The organism is Halorussus lipolyticus, from assembly GCF_029338375.1.
In the GTDB taxonomy this organism is placed as follows: Archaea; Halobacteriota; Halobacteria; order Halobacteriales; family Haladaptataceae; genus Halorussus; species Halorussus lipolyticus.
Window position 1 is genome coordinate 2,577,020 of sequence record NZ_CP119804.1, and the last position, 15,972, is coordinate 2,592,991.

The window sequence follows — 15,972 nt, forward strand, 5'->3', positions numbered from 1 at the left end:
CGTTACTCCTCACTCTCGCCGCTTCCGTCGGTCAGCAGTTCGGCCTTCTTGGCCTCGGCGTTCGCGGTGACCTCGTTGGCCAGACGCGACTGGAAGCCGTGGTACTTCGCCACGCCGGTCGCGTCCGACTGGGCGATGCCGTCCACCGATTCGGTGTTGAACGACGCCGCAGACTCCGAGTAGACCGCGTAGTCGCTCTCTCTGCCGACCGGGCGGGCCTGCCCGCCCTCGAATTTGACGGTGACGGTGCCCGTGACCTTCTCTTGGGTGGTGTCCACGAACCCATCGAGGGCGTCCACGAGGGGCGCTGACAGCAGGCCTTCGTAGGCCTTCTCGGCCCACTGCTGGTCCACCTGCTTCTTGAAGGCGCGTTCCTCCTCGGTCAGGACGAGACCTTCGAGGGCCTCGTGGGCGTTGAGGAGCGTGGTCGCGGCGGGATGCTCGTAGTTCTCGCGCACTTTGAGACCGAGCATGCGGTCTTCCATCATGTCGGTGCGCCCAATCCCGTGGCTCCCCGCGAGGTCGTTGAGGTACTCGATGAGTTGGACCGCGGGCATCTCTTGGCTGTCGATGGCGACCGGTTTGCCCTCCTCGAAGGTGATTTCGATAGTCTCGATTTCTTTCTGTCCGGGCGTCTCGGTCCACTCGTAGATGTCCTCGGGGGGCACGTAGCCGGGGTTTTCGAGGTCGTCGCCCTCGACCGAGCGACTCCAGAGGTTGGTGTCGATGGACCAGTCGCCCTCGTTGCCGCCCTCGACGGGCAGGTCCTTCTGGTCGGCGTACTCCATCTCCCACTCGCGGGTCAGGCCGAGTTCGCGGACCGGGGCGATGACCTCCAAGTCGGAGTCGCGCCAGACCGCCTCGAAGCGCAGTTGGTCGTTTCCTTTGCCGGTACAACCGTGTGTGATGGCATCGCAGTCCTCGTCCTCGGCGACTTCGAGGATGGCCTCGGCGATAACGGGGCGCGCGAGTGCGGTTCCGAGGGGGTAACCCTGATAGGTCGCGTTGGCCTTCACCGCGTCGAGGCACTGCTCGGCGAAGGCGTCCTTGGCGTCCACGACGTAGTGTTCGAGGTCGAGGGCCTCGGCGGTCTCCGCGGCCTCCTCGAACTCGGATTCTGGTTGGCCGACGTCTACCGTGACGCCGATTACTTCGTCGTGGTCGTACTCCTCTTCGAGTAGCGGTACGCAAACGGTGGTGTCGAGGCCGCCCGAGAAGGCGAGCGCGACTTTCGATTGGTCTGTCATTTTGGATGTGGTGTGTTGTCGGGTGTCGTGTCTGAATGGCGAAACAGTTCGCAGACGATACGCGTGGCGTCGTCAGCGACAAAACCGGTGAAATCGTGGGGTAAGGATAAGGTGGGGTCTAAAGGGACCCCGGTCGTCGTCGCGCGAGAACGAGGACGGACTCACGGCTCGCGGAGGCGGCGAGCGCTCCCTGACCGCGAGTCCCTGTCATCGCCAGTAGGTTACACGGCGAGGGTTTTAAACCCTTTCGGGGCGGCAAGGTTTGCGGTCGGCGAACGAACAGGTAGAAAGGCTATGGACTTTCTTAGTTGTCCCCAATATCCTAACTACTCCAAAAACCATGATGATGACACAGTATATTGGGAATCTAAGGATTTTAGTAGTAACGTCTACGTCGAAGATGATGTGACTCGACCAGCGCATCTCCGTATAGAACGAATGGCACGCGACCTCGATACGACGTGTCTCTATAAAATCACAGAAGACGACATGAAAGAGTCGTTTTTCCGGGTATTCCCAATGTCAACGAACTCGACTGCTCGCGGCTATATGCGGAGAGTTGAGCAACATCTCGAAGAAATGGATCATTGGGTTCGTGACCCTCGCTCAGATGACCGAGACGACTTCGAACACGTTTGGCGGCGTACAAACCTCCGCGACGTAGCACCTAATCTTGCAGACCAATTCGAGTCAAACCCCGAATACGAGAAGCAATCAGAAGGGTTCTGGTTACACGCCTCGGAAATAGACGGACTTCATCCACATCCCGAGTTCACGACTTCCGAGCATGACGGCGAGTGGGTTACGAGTGAAGACCTTGCAAATCACGAAGTGAATCAGTTGATGAACGCAGAACCGGTAGATGAATAGTCGTTTTAGAGGATAGCTGTCCAAATCCATCGTAGAAATCCAGTTAGAGACCCGTTTACCATTTCTTGAACCGCCATCCTCTTTGCCCGCCCAGTCCGACGCTTCGATAGTGTTCAGCCTCAACGTCCCGGTTCCCGGCGAAATCTCCCGCCTCGCCGAGGAGCTTCGACCCCTCCTGCTCGACTTCGAGACGATTCGGGAGCGCCACACGCTGGTCTGCAAGCGTCTCGGCGACGCGCCCGCCGGCGGTACGCCGAGACTCCGCGAGCAAGTCCGGACCGCGCTCTCGGGCGCGCCGGCCTTCGAGGCCCGCGTCTCGGGCATCGACTACTTCGAGCGCCCGCCGCTTGGAGAGGGGCCGGTGGTCTATCTGGCGGTGGAGAGTCCCGGACTTCGGCGACTGCACGGACTCCTCGCCGAGGAGTTCTCGGTGGTCGAGGAGTTCGAGGGCGACGACTACGTGCCCCACGTCACGCTGGCGCGCGGCGGCGATGTCGCCGCCGCACGCCGACTCGCGGACCGGGACGTAGACCCCGTGACGTGGACCGTCTCGCGGGTGGCGCTCTGGGATGCCAACTACGACGAGGAAGTCGCAACGTTCTCGCTTCCGGGATAGTCGGTTCGACCGGGGAATCGCCGGGAACGCGAACCCCCGGCGAGCAACAAATATAAACATTCCCTAAAGACATGAATAGTTACCTTTAGGAGATGTATCCCGTTCCTTTGTTGCCCACGCAGGTCTCGCTTCGCGCCGGTCCGCTGGCCCCGCGAATCCCGGACCGCTCCGAATGCTGAGCGACGTGAAGGTTTTTCCGCCTCGGTTTGTTACGAGACGTATGGCTGAACGGGCTAGGTCCGGCGCGGCGTTCTGGGCGGACGCCGACGACGCGGAGGCCCTCGAACGTTATCGAACGCTGGTAAACGCGATAGACGACGGTATCTACCAACTCGACCCCGACGGACGATTCGTCGCGGTCAACGACGTGATAACCGAGACGACGGGCTACGACCGCGAGGAGCTAGTCGGGTCCCACGTCTCGATGCTCCTCGACGCCGAGGCCGTCTCGGCTATCGAGCGCGAAATCGAGCGCCGCCTCTCCGACGCGAGCGACAAGCCCGAGACGTTCGAGTTCTCGGTTCGGACCGCCGACGGCGACCGGGTGCCCTGCGAGTTACGACTCAACCTGCTGGTCTCGGGTGGCGAGTTTCGGGGGAGTATCGGCGTCGTCCGCGACGTGAGCGACCGCAAGCGAACCGAGCGCACCCTCACCGAGCGCGAGCGCCAACTCGCCCGAGAGAGCGACCTGAACGACCGCATCCTCGAAGCCAGTCCCGTCGGCATTGTGGTGGTCGATTCCGACCGCGAGGTCGTCCGGGTCAACGAACGCGGCAGGCGACTCCTCGGAATCTCCGAGGACGAGCGCGACGGGTTCTCCCCCGCCGACAGGCCGACCTACGACGAGGAGGGCCGACCGATTCCACCCGACGAGTATCCCTCCGCCCGAGCGTTCGAGACCGGCGAAGCGGTGTACGACCGGACGCTCCAAATCGAGCGCCCGGACGGCGAGCGCCGCTGGCTTTCGGTCAACGCGGTCCCCATCACCGACGCCGACGGCGAAGTGGACCGAGTTATCACCACCGGCGAGGACGTGACCGACCTCAAGGAGCGCGAGCGCCGACTGAAGGGGGAACTCGAAGACGTGTTTGGCCGGGTCACAGACGCCTTCTACGCGCTCGACGACGATTGGAAGTTTACCCACGCCAACGAACACGCCGAGGACCTCATCGACTATCAGGACGAGGGCCTCGTGGGTCGAAACTTCTGGGACGTGTTCGAGTGGGCGACCGACTCGAAACTCGGCGACGAGTACCGGACCGCGATGGAGACCCAAGAACAGACTTCCTTCGAGTTCTACTACCCAGAACCCCTCGAAGCGTGGTACGAGGTCCACGCATACCCCTCCGAGACCGGCCTGTCGGTGTACTTCCGGGACATCACCGACCGCAAGCGCAGAGAGCGCGAACTCGAGGAGTCCGAGCGACGGTATCGCACCCTCATCGAGAATTTCCCGAACGGCGCAGTCGCCCTCGTGGACGAGGACTTCCGCTACGTCACCTTCGGTGGCACGCCCGAGGGAGACGCCGACGTGACGAGCGACGAACTGGAAGGCCGGCATCTTCGAGAAGGCTTGCCCGAGGAACTCGCGGATGTCGTCGCCCCTCACTACGAGGCCGCCCTCGACGGCGAAACCGCGACATTCGAGGAGACCATCGACGGGAAGATTTACCAGTTTTACTTCCTCCCGGTCAGGGACGCCGACGGCGAGGTGTTCGCCGCCCTCGGCATGTCCCAAGACGTGACCGAGCGCGAGAAGTACCGGAACCGACTCGAAGCCTCCGAGCGCCGGTATCGGACGTTGGTCGAGAACTTCCCGAACGGCATCGTGACGCTGTTCGACCGCGACCTCAGATACACCCTCGCAGAGGGGAGAGGGTTCGAGGAGATACCGGTCGAACCCGACGACCTCGAAGGCGAACACTTCCAAGACGTGTGGAACGAGACCACCGCAGAAGACATCCGACCGGCGTTCGAGTCGGCGCTCGACGGCGAGGAGCGGTCGGTCGAACTCGAATACGTCGGTCGGGAGTGGGTGGTTCGGGCGGTCCCCATCACCGACGAACGCGGGGAGGTGTTCGCCGGGATGACGATGGCCCAAGACATCACCGAGCAGAAACGACAGGAGCGCGAACTCCGCGAGGCCAAGTCCCAACTCGAAGCGGCGACCGAGGCCGGTGCAGTCGGCACGTGGGAGTGGCACATCGAGGACGACAAGATGGTCACGGGGGCCTCGTTCGCCAGAACGTTCGGCGTGGACCCCGAGTCGGCCCGCGACGGCGTGTCGCTCGACAGGTTCATCGACGCGATTCACGAGGACGACCGAGAGCGCGTCGAACAGGAAATCGACCGCGTGCTGGAGACCTGCGGAGAGTACGAGGAGGAGTACCGCGTCACGGACGCCGAGGGCAACCTCCGGTGGGTCGTCGCCCGCGGAACCGTCGAGTGCGACGACGAGGGCAACCCCGTCACCTTCCCCGGTGCGCTCGCCGACATCACCAAGCGAAAGCGCGCCGAGCAGGAACTCGAAGAACACCGCCGACAACTCGAAACCCTGTTCGAGGTCCTGCCGGTCGGCGTCGTGGTCGCGGACGAAGACGGGCGACTCGTCGAGGCCAACGAGGCCGCGAAGGAGATTTGGGGCGGCGACGTGTTCGACGCCGAGTGCGTCACCGACTACGACCGCTACCGGGGTTGGTGGGCCGACACCGGCGAACCGGTCGCCGCCGACGAGTGGACGATGGCCCGCGTCCTCGACGGCGAGGAGGTGAGCGACCCCGACATCTACGAGATAGCGACGGCCGACGGCGAGAGTCGCACCATCATGGTCCACGGGATGCCGGTCCGAGACGAGAAGGGCGAGGTGGTCCGCGGAGTGGTTACCCAGACCGACATCACCGACCGGCGTGAGTACCGCAGGCAACTGGAGGCCTCCGAGCGCCGGTACCGCGCGCTCGCCGAGAACTTCCCGGACGGGGGCGTCGGCGTCTACGACCGGAATCTGACGTACACGCTCGTCACCGGCACGATGTGGGACGACATCGAACCCGACGCCGAGGAAATCGAGGGCAACCACGCCGAAGATGTGCTTCCGCCGGGGACGTGGGACGACGTGGAACCGCTGTTCCGGTCCGCGCTCGACGGCGAGACGGGAAGCGTCGTCTCTACGCTCGGCGGTCGGACCTACCGGGTGTGGGCGACACCGCTCCGTGACGCGGACGGCGAGATTCGGGCGGGACAGAGCTTCGCGCTCGACATCACCGAGCAAATCGAACGCGAGCAGAAACTCGAGGAGACCGTCGAGAAACTCGAGGAGTCCAACGAGCGTCTCGAAAGTTTCGCCAGCATGCTGGCCCACGAACTCCGGAACCCCGTCACCATCGGTCAAATCTACAGCCAGCAACTCCCCGAGGGCGACTCGTCCGAAGCGGTCGAGTACGTCACCGAGGCGTTCGACCGCATCGAGGACATGATAAACGTCATGCTGGTGCTGACCAGAGGCAGAGAGGCCGTCGGCGAGAGTACGCTGGTTTCGCTCTCCGAGATGGCGCGGGACGCGTGGGCCGGGATAGACGCCCCTGAGGCCGAAATCGAGGTCAACGCCGACGGCGTGACGCCCGCCGACGAGACCTACATCCAGCACCTCCTCAGAAATCTGTTCGAGAACGCGGTCCAGCACGGCGGCGACGACGTGACCGTCGAAATCGGCGACCTCCCCACGGGGTTCTACGTGGCCGACGACGGGTGTGGAATCCCGCCCGAGGACCGAGAGACCGTCTTCGAGGCCGGATTCACCACCGCGGCGAACGAGGGCGGGACCGGTCTCGGCCTCGCGTTCGTCGAGGAGTTGGCCGACGTCTACGAATGGTCGGTGTCCGTGACCGAGAGCGAGGCGGGCGGCGCGCGCTTCGAGTTCCGAAACGTGGACCTCGTGGCGTCGGCGTAGGGTCGTTCGGCCGAACTCCTCGCCAACGACGACTGCTTTTCTGCTCGTTTCGGAAATGAATAGCAGTCCTATAGAAATATATACTGTTCTAAAAGACACCCCTCTAATTGTTTGAGGGCGTTTGCGGAACCGTTCGCCGTCGGCGGACTGTATCGACACCCCTGATCGTCGCTCCTCGCCGCCGCTACGGCGTCGGCGGTTCGCCGTCCCACGCGCCGTTGTCGGTGTAGAAGTTGAGCATGGCGAACTTGAGTTTGTCCGCCGCCACGTCTAACATCTCTCTGCGCTCCTCGACCGGGAAGGTGTCTCGGACGCTGTACTTGCCCATCTCCTTCGCGCCGGCCTCGGTGTATCGCTTGTCAACCAGCACGCGGACCCCGAAGTCCTCGGGGGCGCGAATCACCCGACCGAGGGCTTGGCGCGTCTTGCGAATCGTCGGAATCTCGACGGCGTACTCCCACCCCGAATCCCGGCCCGACCGGTCGGCGAACGTCCGGTCGTAGGCCTCCTGTACGGCCTCCATCCGGTCGTTGAGGTGGGGGTAGGGCACGCCGACCACGACGACGGTCCGGGCGTCGTCGCCGTCGAAACTCACGCCCTCGGCGAGGGTGCCCCACAACGAGGTGAACAGCGCGGCGTCGTCGCTGGCGACGAATCGCTGGCGCAGGTCCTCGACGGAGGTGCCGGGTTCGTCCATCAGGAGGTTTGCGTCGAGTTCGCGCGAGAGGCGGTCGTAGTAGCGTTCGGCCTCGGCGTAACTCGGGAAGAACAGCAGGGTGTTCCCGGCGGTGAACTCCACGGTATCTTCGAGGACGCCCGCGATGGCTTCCTGCGTCTCGGGGTTGTCGCGCTCGCTGGAAAAGAGGGCGGGCGTCTCGACGGTGAACGTCCGGCGGTTCTCCTCCGGGAACTGGAGACCGTAGGCCATCTCCACGGGGTCTTCCAGTCCCAGCACGTCCGAAATCACGTCGAAGGGCCGGAGGGTCGCGCTCATCAGGACCGTGGCGTACACCTCCTCGAACAGGTCTTGGGTGACCTCTCTGGGGATGCAGGTGTAGAGTTCCGCCCGGCCGTACACCTCCTCGGTTGCCTCGTCGCGCCGAACCGAGACCACGGGGTACTGGCCCAGTTCGGCGCTCTCGTCCATGAACGACTGGATGAACGTCGCAGACTGAAGGGTCTGGCACTCCTGTCGAGTGGTCGATTCGCCGTTTTTGTAGGCCTCCTCGTACTCGTCGTCCAGTTCCTTGCCGAGGTGGACCGCCAGTTCGAGTTCGGTGTCGATGCCCTTGCCGGTGTACTGCTGGAGGAATTCGAGCGTCAGGTCGTCGCGCTTGTCGTCGTTGGCGATGGAGATGTCCTCCCAATCGCCCCCGACGCGCTCCCGGTCGCCGAAGCCGAAATTGTCCTCGTAGGTCGCTTCGAGCGCCCGGCGGAAGGCCGAAATGACGTTGTAGGCGGGTTCGGCTCTGGCGTCGTCCGAATCCTCTAACTCGTCCAGCGCCGAGTCGAGGGTGTTCTCGGTCAGGGTCCGGGTGGCGTGTTCTCGGGCCGTGTCCTCGACGTTGTGGGCCTCGTCGAAGATGGTGATTACGTCCTCGGGGTCGCGGTCCAACCACCGGAAGAACTGCTCGCGTATCATCGGGTCCAGCAGGTGGTGGTAGTTGCAGACCACCAAATCGACGCCCTCCATCCCGTCCTTGAGGAGTTCGTAGCCACAGAGGGTCTGCTGTTCGGCGTACTCGTAGATGTCGTCGGGGGTGCGAACGTCGTCGTAGAGCCACGAGTAGAACTCGTCGTTGTCGCCCACGAGGTTGTTGTAGTAGTACTCGCAGGTGTTCTGCTCGTCTAACCCTTCGACGCGCTCTTGGACCTGCTCTAACTCGTCCATGACCGCGCTCCGGGCCTCGGCGGCGCGCTCGTCGCCCTCTTGGCTTGCTTCGAGGAGTTCCTCCTGTCGGTCCTCCAGTTCTTCGAGGTCCCGCTCGGCGTCTACGACCTCGTAGGTGTTGTCCCGCAGGACTTGGCACTCCTCGAACCCCACGTCGATGTGACACATCGACCCTTTCCCTCGGAAGACGACCGCCCGAATCGGCTCCTCGCGGGTGATGGCCCGCGCTTCTTCCACGAACTGGCGCATCTGCTGGTGGACGTTGGTCGTGATGACCACCGTCTTGTTCTCCTCGCGGGCATACTCCAGTGCCGGGACGAGCGACGAGAGAGTCTTGCCAGTTCCGCAGGCCCCCTCGAACAGCACGTCCTGCTCGCGGGTGAAGGAGTTGTAGATTCGGTCCATGGCCTCCTTCTGGTTGTCGTAGGGCTGGTCGTAGGGGAAGAACCGCATGTACCCGTTCGTCTCTGCCACGGGAGCAGTTTGCTCGGCTTGCGGTTTAAACTCTCGCTTGGAAGTGGAAGTGTCGGATAGGCAGAAGGCATTTATCCGTAGTCGAAATAGACTCGATTATGATTGTCAGTTCCTATACCGAGGAGAGTCCTTTCGTCTCCCTTCTCGGGCAACCGGCCCGGACCAAACTTCTCGCCGCGTTCGTCAGCGAGCGAGGTCGAGACCTGAATGTGAGCTATGTCGCAGACCTCGCGGGCGTCGCCAGAAGCACCGTCTACGACAATCTCGATGACCTACAGGAACTCGGCGTCGTCGAACACACCCGCGATGTCGGCGGAAGCCCGATGTACCAATTGAACGAAAATAATGAGATTGCGGAGGAATTAGTCAGACTAGAAGGCGTGACGCTGAATCGACTGTTCGAGATGGACGAGGAGTAACTACTCTGTCGCCTCTCCTTTCCGACTCCGTTGTCGGGACTCGGGTTCGATGTAGACCTTGAAAACGCTCTTGTTGGCGGCTGTCAGCGCGTCCTCCAAGTCGGTAATCTTCTTGTCCATCTCCGCGGTGGAGATGCCCTTCTCGAACGCGATGTCGGCGGTGAGGAGGACGTCGTCGGGGCCGAAGATGACTGTCCGGAAGTCCACGATGTTGACCACGCCCTCGAACTCCTCGATGATGCGGCGGAGTTCCTGCTCCTCGCTTTTCGGAAGGCTCTCGCCGAGGAGCAACCGTTTGTTCTCCCACGCCAGCGCGATGGCGAAGCCCATCAGCATCAGACCGATGAGGAGGGCGGCCACCGCGTCGTAGAGCGGATTTCCAGTGAACCGGGAGAGGTAGACGCCGAACAGCGCGATTCCGGCCCCTGCCATCGCAATGGTGTCCTCGGTGAACGCGGTCAGCGTCGTCACGTTGCTGGTCTTTTTGAACGCCTCGACCAGTCCGCTCCACTCGTGTTCGCGGATGTCCTTCTGCATCCCGGCGTAGGCCTTCTTCAGCGCGTAGGACTCGAAGGCGATAGCGCCCAACAGCACGCCGTAGTTGACCCAGACTCCGGGGAAGGTGAACCCGAGCAGAGTGGCCGACCCCGGTTCGACCGGATGGGGGTGCATGATGGCGTTGTAGCCGTGCTTGGCGCTCTCCCACCCGGCGATGCCGAACAGCAGGACGCTCACCAGAAAACTGTAGAAGAACTCGGCTTTCCCGTAGCCAAAGGGGTGGCCGCGACTGGCGTCCTTGCCAGCGTACCGGATGCCGATGAGCAGGAACACCTGATTGCCGGTGTCGGAAACCGAGTGATACGTCTCCGAGAGCATCGCCGCGCTCCCGGTCAGCAGGAAGCCGGCGAACTTCAGGACCGCGATTGCGCCGTTAGCGATGAGTGCGGCGATAACGACAGACTTGCTTTCCGCCATTGGCGTACTTTCTCGGGCGTCGGATAAGTAAGTGGTTGCAGAGCGCGCGCCACGCTCGGCGGTCGTGGAACGCGGTGCGTCGGAAATATATCTATTCGGAAGAAAATTAATCTCTGGCTCTAAAGAATTAGAAATGGTTGCGTAAGAAATGCAAATGATTCCAACGGCTCTTTCGAACGGCGCTCACTTCGGCGCGAAGCGCGCGCCGACCGCTCTCGGAGACGGAAACGCTCAGGGGCCTCGGATTCCTACCCGAAGCCATGATAACCGTTCTCTCCGACACCCACAGCAGGTCGGGCCACGAACTGGAAGGCCGTGCGAAGGAGGCCGTCGAGGACTCCTCGGTCGTCGTCCACGCGGGCGACTTCACGAACGAGGAGGCTCTCGATGCTTTCCAAGACGCCAGCGACCTCCTCTACGCGGTCTACGGCAACAATGCCACGCCGGGGGTTCGGGACCGACTCCCGCCCGAACGCACCTTCGAGGCCGAGGGCGTCCGGTTCGTCCTGACCCACGGCGACGACCGGAGTTCGACCGGCCTCTCCCTGCTGGGCCGCCAGCAGGCCGCCGACGTGGTGGTGTTCGGTCACTCTCACCGCCACGCCGCGACCGACGCCGAGGAAGTGCTTCTGCTCAACCCCGGAAGCCACGCCAGTCCTCGGGGCGGAATTCCGACCCACGCCGAACTCCGACCGACGGACGACGGACTCGAAGGCGAGATACGGCACCGTGACGGGTCGGTGGTCGAAAAATTCGAAATCGAAGTGTAGCCCCGCGCGAGGCGTTCGGGTTCGACAACGGTGGAGGGCCGAAGCGAGGGCGGAGGGCCGAAGTGAGTGGAGGGCCGAAGCGAGTGGAGGGCCGAAGCGGGGCGGTACACTGCTACGTACAGTCCCCTATATCAAATAGCTCCCGTAAGCTCAAAAACGCGTTTTAGTTATCGACCGTGAATCAGAAATCCCGACCGAGACCGCTTCAGGGCTACCTATTCGAGGAGTACCACCACGCGAACCCCAGCGCGAGGACCAGCGCACCCCCGGCGAAGAACAGCGCGCCGGGCGGAATCGCGGACCCTGCCGCATCGGCGGTCTGCTGAACTGCGTCGGTGGACTGGGCCGACATGCCGCCGCCGGTGCTGGTTTCGACGCTCTCTCGGCCGCTACCCGAAGTTCCGAACAGCGCGCCAAACCCGTCGCCGAACGCCTGCTGGATTGCGACCGACAGCAAGCCCAGCGCGCCGAACGCCCCGAGGAGTCGGGACAGCGCAGACTTGAGTCCGGTCGTCTTCTCCTCTCGCCCGGCGAAGACGACGAGCGGTTGGTCGGACGGCGCGTACACCTTCATCTCGCGGCCCTTCTCGGAGTACACCGTGTCTACCACCTGAATCACGTCGGCGTCCTCCAGTTTGCCGAGGTGGTACTGGGCGTTCTGGAGCGAGGTGTCGATGGTCTCGGCGAGGTCGGAGGGGGTCGCGGGGTCCTCGTGGAGCGCCGCCAACAGCTCGCGGGCGGTGTCAGACGAGAGCGCCCCGAGCAAGTCGTCGGCGTCGTCGCTATCGACGCCGATGACCCGCGGTTCGCCGGACTGCGGGGCGGTGGCGTCGGACGTGGAGGGCAGGAGGTCAGCCATGGTTCGGCGTTGTCACCCCCGTCTCAAGAAGGTTGGTCCTACTCGTCGGACGAAACGTCGAAACGAATTTGTTGGGTGAACAGAAATGGCGATACATGGCATCAATCGTCAACGACCCGCTCGTGCTGGGGTTCCTCGTCATCCTCCTCGGGTTCGTCTTCTTCATGTATCTGTTCGTCCGGCGGACCCTCACGGGTTTCAAAGAGGGCGTGGAGAACGGTCGGCGGTAGTCGCCGACGCCGACTGACGGCGCTCATACCGCCCCGTAGATTCGCCACCGGTAAACGCTTTGAGGAAAGTCAAACGTCGATTTTAGCCTTCGAGAGCAGTCTCAGCCCGACGCTCTCCGACTGCGGCCGCGCTCACGGCGTCTCATCGACGACTTCGCCGACTTTCTCGGCGGCGTCTTCCACGTCCTCGCGGTCAACGTCCCAGTGGGTGCAGAACCGAGCGACGTGGGTGTCGAACTGGGTCCCGCGGACGCCGACCTCCTCGCAGGCGTCGAGGAACTCGTCGGCTGGCATCCCAGCGTTCTCAGTGTTCACGAGGACGATGTTCGTCTCGGGGTCTTGGACCGATAGCCCCTCGACGCCCGCCAACTGCTCGGCCAGAATCCGGGCGTTCTCGTGGTCGTCTTCGAGGCGCGCGACGTTCTCCAGCGACAGCAGACCCGGCCCGGCGACGATTCCGGCTTGGCGCATCCCGCCGCCGAACAGTTTCCGGTTCCGGCGAGCGCGGGAGATGAACTCCTCGCTCCCGGCCAGTATCGACCCGACCGGCGCGCCCAGTCCCTTCGAGAGGCAGAACATCACCGAATCGACGCTCTCGGTCATGCGCTCCGGGGGCACGTCGCGGGCCACCGCGGCGTTCATCACTCGCGCGCCGTCGAGGTGGACCGGCAGTCCGAGTTCGTGGGCGGCCTCCGCCGCGGCGTCGATTTTCTCCGGGTCGATGGCGACCCCGCCCTTGCTATTGTGGGTGTTTTCGAGCGTGAGGAGACCGCTTCCGGGCCGGTGGGCGTCCTCCTCGACGTAGCCCTCCCGGACCTGCTCGGGGGTCGGAATCCCGCGCTCGCCGCCGTCGAGGGTCCGGACCTGTAGGCTCGACAACTGGGCGAGGCCGCCGAGTTCCCACTTGTAGACGTGGCTCTCGCGCTCAATCATGACCTCTTGGCCCCGGTCTGTGTGGGTCCGGACCGCGACCTGATTGCCCATCGTGCCCGTCGGGACGTAGAGGGCGTCCTCGAACCCCACGAGGTCGGCCGCTTTCGCTTCCAACTCGTTGACCGTGGGGTCCTCGCCGTACACGTCGTCGCCCACGTCGGCGTCTCGGGCGGCCTCGCGCATCTCCTCGTCGGGTTTCGTCACGGTGTCGCTCCGCAGGTCTATCATACGCTGTCTTTGCTCGCAGAGGGTCAAATACTCCGCGGTGGCGACACTCGTTTTGCGCTGGCGGGGTGTCCGACCGCCGCCACGGACCGAAAGCGGTTTGCAATTCACGCAATCACCTTTTCGCATGGACCCCCGAGTCAGAGAGCACGCGGAACTCATCGTTGACCACTCCACCGAGGTCGGACCGGACGACAACGTCGTCGTCAGCGCCTCCTCGGTCGCCGAAGACCTCACCCTCGCGCTCTGCGAGGCGGTCGGCGAGCGCGGTGGCTCGCCTTTCCATGTCTCCTTCCGGCAGGACAAGACCCGCGCCGCCTTTCTGAAGGCGGTGGACCCCGAGGACCTCGACGCGCCGGACCACGAACTCGCGCTGGCCGAGGCCGCAGACGTGTGGATTCACGTTCGAGCCAATCAAAACATCGCCGACATGAGCGCCGTCTCCGGCGAGACCATGGCGGCCTTCCGAAAGGCCCAGTCCGACGTGCGCGAGGAGATTCTCGACACGCGCTGGGTCCTCACGCAGTACCCGGCGGACGCCGACGCCCAGAACGCCGAGATGAGTACCGAGGAGTACGAGGAGTTCGTCTACGATGCGGTCAACAAGGACTGGGACGCCCAGCGCGAACACCAGAAGGAGATGGTCGAGATTCTGGATGCGGGCGAACAAGTCCACATCGTCTCGGGCGACACCACCGACCTCACGATGAGCATCGAGGGGATGACCACCATCAACGACCACGCCAAGAACAACCTCCCCGGCGGCGAGGTGTTCACCGCACCAGTCGCCGATTCGGTCGAGGGCGAAGTGCTGTTCGACAAACCACTGGTCCACGAGGGCAACGTGGTCGAGGACGCCTACCTCCGCTTCGAGGGCGGCGAAGTGGTCGAACACAGCGCCGAGAAGAATGAGGAGGTCCTGACCGACATCCTCGAAACCGACGACGGCGCGCGCCGACTCGGCGAACTCGGCATCGGGATGAACCGTGACATCGACCGGTTCACCTACAACACGCTGTTCGACGAGAAGATGGGCGACACCATCCACCTCGCGGTCGGCCGGGCCTACGAGACCTGTCTGCCCGAGGGCGAGGAGGGCAACCAGAGCGCGGTCCACGTGGACATGATTACGAGCATGGACGAAGACTCGTTCATCGAGGTGGACGGCGAAGTGGTTCAGCGCAACGGTATCTTCCGGTTCGAGGACGGTTTCGAGGAGTAACTGCGGTTTTTTCATCGACGTTTTTGCGAGGAGTGGTCGCCGGAGGCGACCCGACGAGAAAAAGGTCGAACTGGTATCTTCCGGTTCGAGGACGGTTTCGAGGAGTAACTGCGGTTTTTTCATCGACGTTTTTGCGAGGAGTGGTCGCCGGAGGCGACCCGACGAGGAAAAAGGTCGGACTGGTATCTTCCGGTTCGAGGACGGCTTCGAGGAGTAACTGCGGTCTTTTTCATCGACGCTTTTGCGAGGAGTGATATCTTCCGGTTCGGGAAGTAGTAGAACCTCTCTCACGGAGTTCCAACAATTTTTGCCACGTTTAAACAGAAAGTGTAATCTGGAGAGGTAGTTACACACCGGAAGTTCGCTCTCACCCCCGAGTGGCCTCCACGGTCGGCCACAAAATTTCTCTAATCATCTTACAATGCAATTTAAGTGTTTGGGCCATAGACGAATCTTTCGTGACGAAGGTAGCGTGTCCCGACTGTGGTCGCAGTATCGCAATGCACGAACTCGAAACGCGGACGGTCGCCCAGCGCAACGACTTCCAGACCAGCTATCGGTGTCCGTTCTGCCGGTCCGACATCAACGACGTTGGCGACCTGTTCTGAGGATTCGATTATTCTTTGCGGTAGTGGGAAATGCGGAGCGACGGCTCCGAGAGTCGAACCGGGCGGTGCGGCGACTTTGCGGTAGTGATACGGTGGCGGCCCTGTAAGCAATTCTACCGCGAGCGAAGCGAGCGGGCCAAGGAATCCCTCGAACGAGCGCCTTCGGCGCGAGTGAGGGGGTGACGCCGTGCTTTTCATGAACGTTTTGCAAGGGAGGCGCGTTCATGCGCTGACCGCTGGAAAAGGTTCACGGGCACGATGGGATTTGAACCGGAGCAAGACGGTCCGGGATGCTCGCTTCGCTGTGCTTCCGGGCCTGCGACTTGCAGGGTTCAAATCCCCTTTCGCACCGGTTCACTCGTCGCGCCTCCGGCGCTCCTCGTTGCACGGGCACGATGGGATTTGAACCCACGACCGTCGGATGTCTTCCCCAATCGGCGTAGCGAGGCGCGAAGTGCCTCAACGATGCGAGCGGTGGAACCGCGAGCGCACCGACCGGGATAGAAGTCCGACGCTCTTTCCAGACTGAGCTACGTGCCCTCGTGCTGTCGTATATCGGCCGTCGGCAAAAGAACTTAGGATTTTAGCGTCGGCGTTCTCGATGCCCGCGTCCCCGGTCTCAGTAGCAGTAAAGACAACTACACAATATCTAAAGACAATAGATTGTGTCCTAAATAATTAATTTCA

General features: G+C 62.8%; 12 protein-coding genes and 1 tRNA gene. 7 read left to right on the forward strand and 6 right to left on the reverse strand.

The window, feature by feature from the left end:
* Nucleotides 1-2: 2 nt before the first annotated feature.
* Complete coding sequence (locus P2T57_RS12980; protein WP_276299635.1) at nucleotides 3-1,247, reverse strand: argininosuccinate synthase; 1,245 nt, start codon at nucleotides 1,245-1,247, stop codon at nucleotides 3-5.
* A 438-nt stretch (nucleotides 1,248-1,685) separates the two neighbouring features.
* Here P2T57_RS12980 and P2T57_RS12985 point away from each other — a divergent pair, with 438 nt between their 5' ends.
* From P2T57_RS12985 to P2T57_RS12995, 3 genes are all read left to right on the forward strand, one after another.
* Complete coding sequence (locus tag P2T57_RS12985) at nucleotides 1,686-2,117, forward strand: hypothetical protein (RefSeq protein ID WP_276299636.1); 432 nt, start codon at nucleotides 1,686-1,688, stop codon at nucleotides 2,115-2,117.
* A 109-nt stretch (nucleotides 2,118-2,226) separates the two neighbouring features.
* Nucleotides 2,227-2,733 carry a 2'-5' RNA ligase family protein gene (locus P2T57_RS12990; protein ID WP_276299637.1) on the forward strand — a complete coding sequence of 169 codons (507 nt, stop codon included), beginning with the start codon at nucleotides 2,227-2,229 and terminating at the stop codon, nucleotides 2,731-2,733.
* A gap of 220 nt (nucleotides 2,734-2,953) precedes the next feature.
* Nucleotides 2,954-6,679 carry a PAS domain S-box protein gene (locus tag P2T57_RS12995; protein WP_276299638.1) on the forward strand — a complete coding sequence of 1,242 codons (3,726 nt, stop codon included), beginning with the start codon at nucleotides 2,954-2,956 and terminating at the stop codon, nucleotides 6,677-6,679.
* Nucleotides 6,680-6,863: 184 nt separating this feature from the next.
* Here P2T57_RS12995 and P2T57_RS13000 read toward each other — a convergent pair whose 3' ends face one another.
* Nucleotides 6,864-9,044, reverse strand: a complete 2,181-nt coding sequence (locus P2T57_RS13000) for an ATP-dependent DNA helicase (RefSeq protein WP_276299639.1) — start codon at nucleotides 9,042-9,044, stop codon at nucleotides 6,864-6,866.
* Nucleotides 9,045-9,145: 101 nt separating this feature from the next.
* On the opposite strand from P2T57_RS13000, the gene P2T57_RS13005 reads away from it, so the two are divergent.
* Nucleotides 9,146-9,463 (forward strand): winged helix-turn-helix domain-containing protein, encoded by a 318-nt coding sequence (locus P2T57_RS13005; protein WP_420028542.1) that lies wholly within the window; start codon nucleotides 9,146-9,148, stop codon nucleotides 9,461-9,463.
* Here the strand turns inward: P2T57_RS13005 and P2T57_RS13010 are convergent, their stop codons facing one another.
* Nucleotides 9,464-10,438, reverse strand: a complete 975-nt coding sequence (locus P2T57_RS13010) for a cation diffusion facilitator family transporter (RefSeq protein ID WP_276299641.1) — start codon at nucleotides 10,436-10,438, stop codon at nucleotides 9,464-9,466. It lies immediately after the preceding gene.
* 260 nt (nucleotides 10,439-10,698) lie between these two features.
* Between P2T57_RS13010 and P2T57_RS13015 the strand changes: the two genes are divergently transcribed.
* The gene (locus tag P2T57_RS13015) at nucleotides 10,699-11,208 is read left to right on the forward strand and encodes a metallophosphoesterase (RefSeq protein WP_276299642.1); all 510 of its coding nucleotides are present in this window, start codon (nucleotides 10,699-10,701) and stop codon (nucleotides 11,206-11,208) included.
* A 211-nt stretch (nucleotides 11,209-11,419) separates the two neighbouring features.
* Here the strand turns inward: P2T57_RS13015 and P2T57_RS13020 are convergent, their stop codons facing one another.
* The gene (locus tag P2T57_RS13020) at nucleotides 11,420-12,067 is read right to left on the reverse strand and encodes an ArsR/SmtB family transcription factor (RefSeq protein WP_276299643.1); all 648 of its coding nucleotides are present in this window, start codon (nucleotides 12,065-12,067) and stop codon (nucleotides 11,420-11,422) included.
* 95 nt (nucleotides 12,068-12,162) lie between these two features.
* Between P2T57_RS13020 and P2T57_RS13025 the strand changes: the two genes are divergently transcribed.
* On the forward strand, nucleotides 12,163-12,297 hold the full coding sequence (locus P2T57_RS13025) for a DUF7859 family protein (RefSeq protein ID WP_276299644.1): 135 nt from the start codon (nucleotides 12,163-12,165) through the stop codon (nucleotides 12,295-12,297).
* A 132-nt stretch (nucleotides 12,298-12,429) separates the two neighbouring features.
* Here the strand turns inward: P2T57_RS13025 and P2T57_RS13030 are convergent, their stop codons facing one another.
* Complete coding sequence (locus P2T57_RS13030; protein WP_276299645.1) at nucleotides 12,430-13,458, reverse strand: threonine aldolase family protein; 1,029 nt, start codon at nucleotides 13,456-13,458, stop codon at nucleotides 12,430-12,432.
* 124 nt (nucleotides 13,459-13,582) lie between these two features.
* On the opposite strand from P2T57_RS13030, the gene P2T57_RS13035 reads away from it, so the two are divergent.
* Nucleotides 13,583-14,677: an aminopeptidase gene (locus P2T57_RS13035; RefSeq protein WP_276299646.1), complete on the forward strand. Its 1,095-nt coding sequence runs from the start codon at nucleotides 13,583-13,585 to the stop codon at nucleotides 14,675-14,677.
* Nucleotides 14,678-15,672: 995 nt separating this feature from the next.
* Here P2T57_RS13035 and P2T57_RS13040 read toward each other — a convergent pair.
* Nucleotides 15,673-15,825 (reverse strand) — tRNA-Arg (locus tag P2T57_RS13040).
* Nucleotides 15,826-15,972 lie beyond the last annotated feature (147 nt).

Excerpts from the sequence above, each read along its gene's own strand:
- P2T57_RS13020 (WP_276299643.1), bottom strand. The coding sequence starts at position 12,067 with ATGGCTGACCTCCTGCCCTCCACGTCCGACGCCACCGCCCCGCAGTCC.
- P2T57_RS12995 (WP_276299638.1), top strand. The coding sequence starts at position 2,954 with ATGGCTGAACGGGCTAGGTCCGGCGCGGCGTTCTGGGCGGACGCCGAC.
- P2T57_RS13010 (WP_276299641.1), bottom strand. The coding sequence starts at position 10,438 with ATGGCGGAAAGCAAGTCTGTCGTTATCGCCGCACTCATCGCTAACGGC.
- P2T57_RS13025 (WP_276299644.1), top strand. The coding sequence starts at position 12,163 with ATGGCATCAATCGTCAACGACCCGCTCGTGCTGGGGTTCCTCGTCATC.
- P2T57_RS13015 (WP_276299642.1), top strand. The coding sequence starts at position 10,699 with ATGATAACCGTTCTCTCCGACACCCACAGCAGGTCGGGCCACGAACTG.
- P2T57_RS12985 (WP_276299636.1), top strand. The coding sequence starts at position 1,686 with ATGGCACGCGACCTCGATACGACGTGTCTCTATAAAATCACAGAAGAC.
- P2T57_RS13035 (WP_276299646.1), top strand. The coding sequence starts at position 13,583 with ATGGACCCCCGAGTCAGAGAGCACGCGGAACTCATCGTTGACCACTCC.
- P2T57_RS12980 (WP_276299635.1), bottom strand. The coding sequence starts at position 1,247 with ATGACAGACCAATCGAAAGTCGCGCTCGCCTTCTCGGGCGGCCTCGAC.
- P2T57_RS13030 (WP_276299645.1), bottom strand. The coding sequence starts at position 13,458 with ATGATAGACCTGCGGAGCGACACCGTGACGAAACCCGACGAGGAGATG.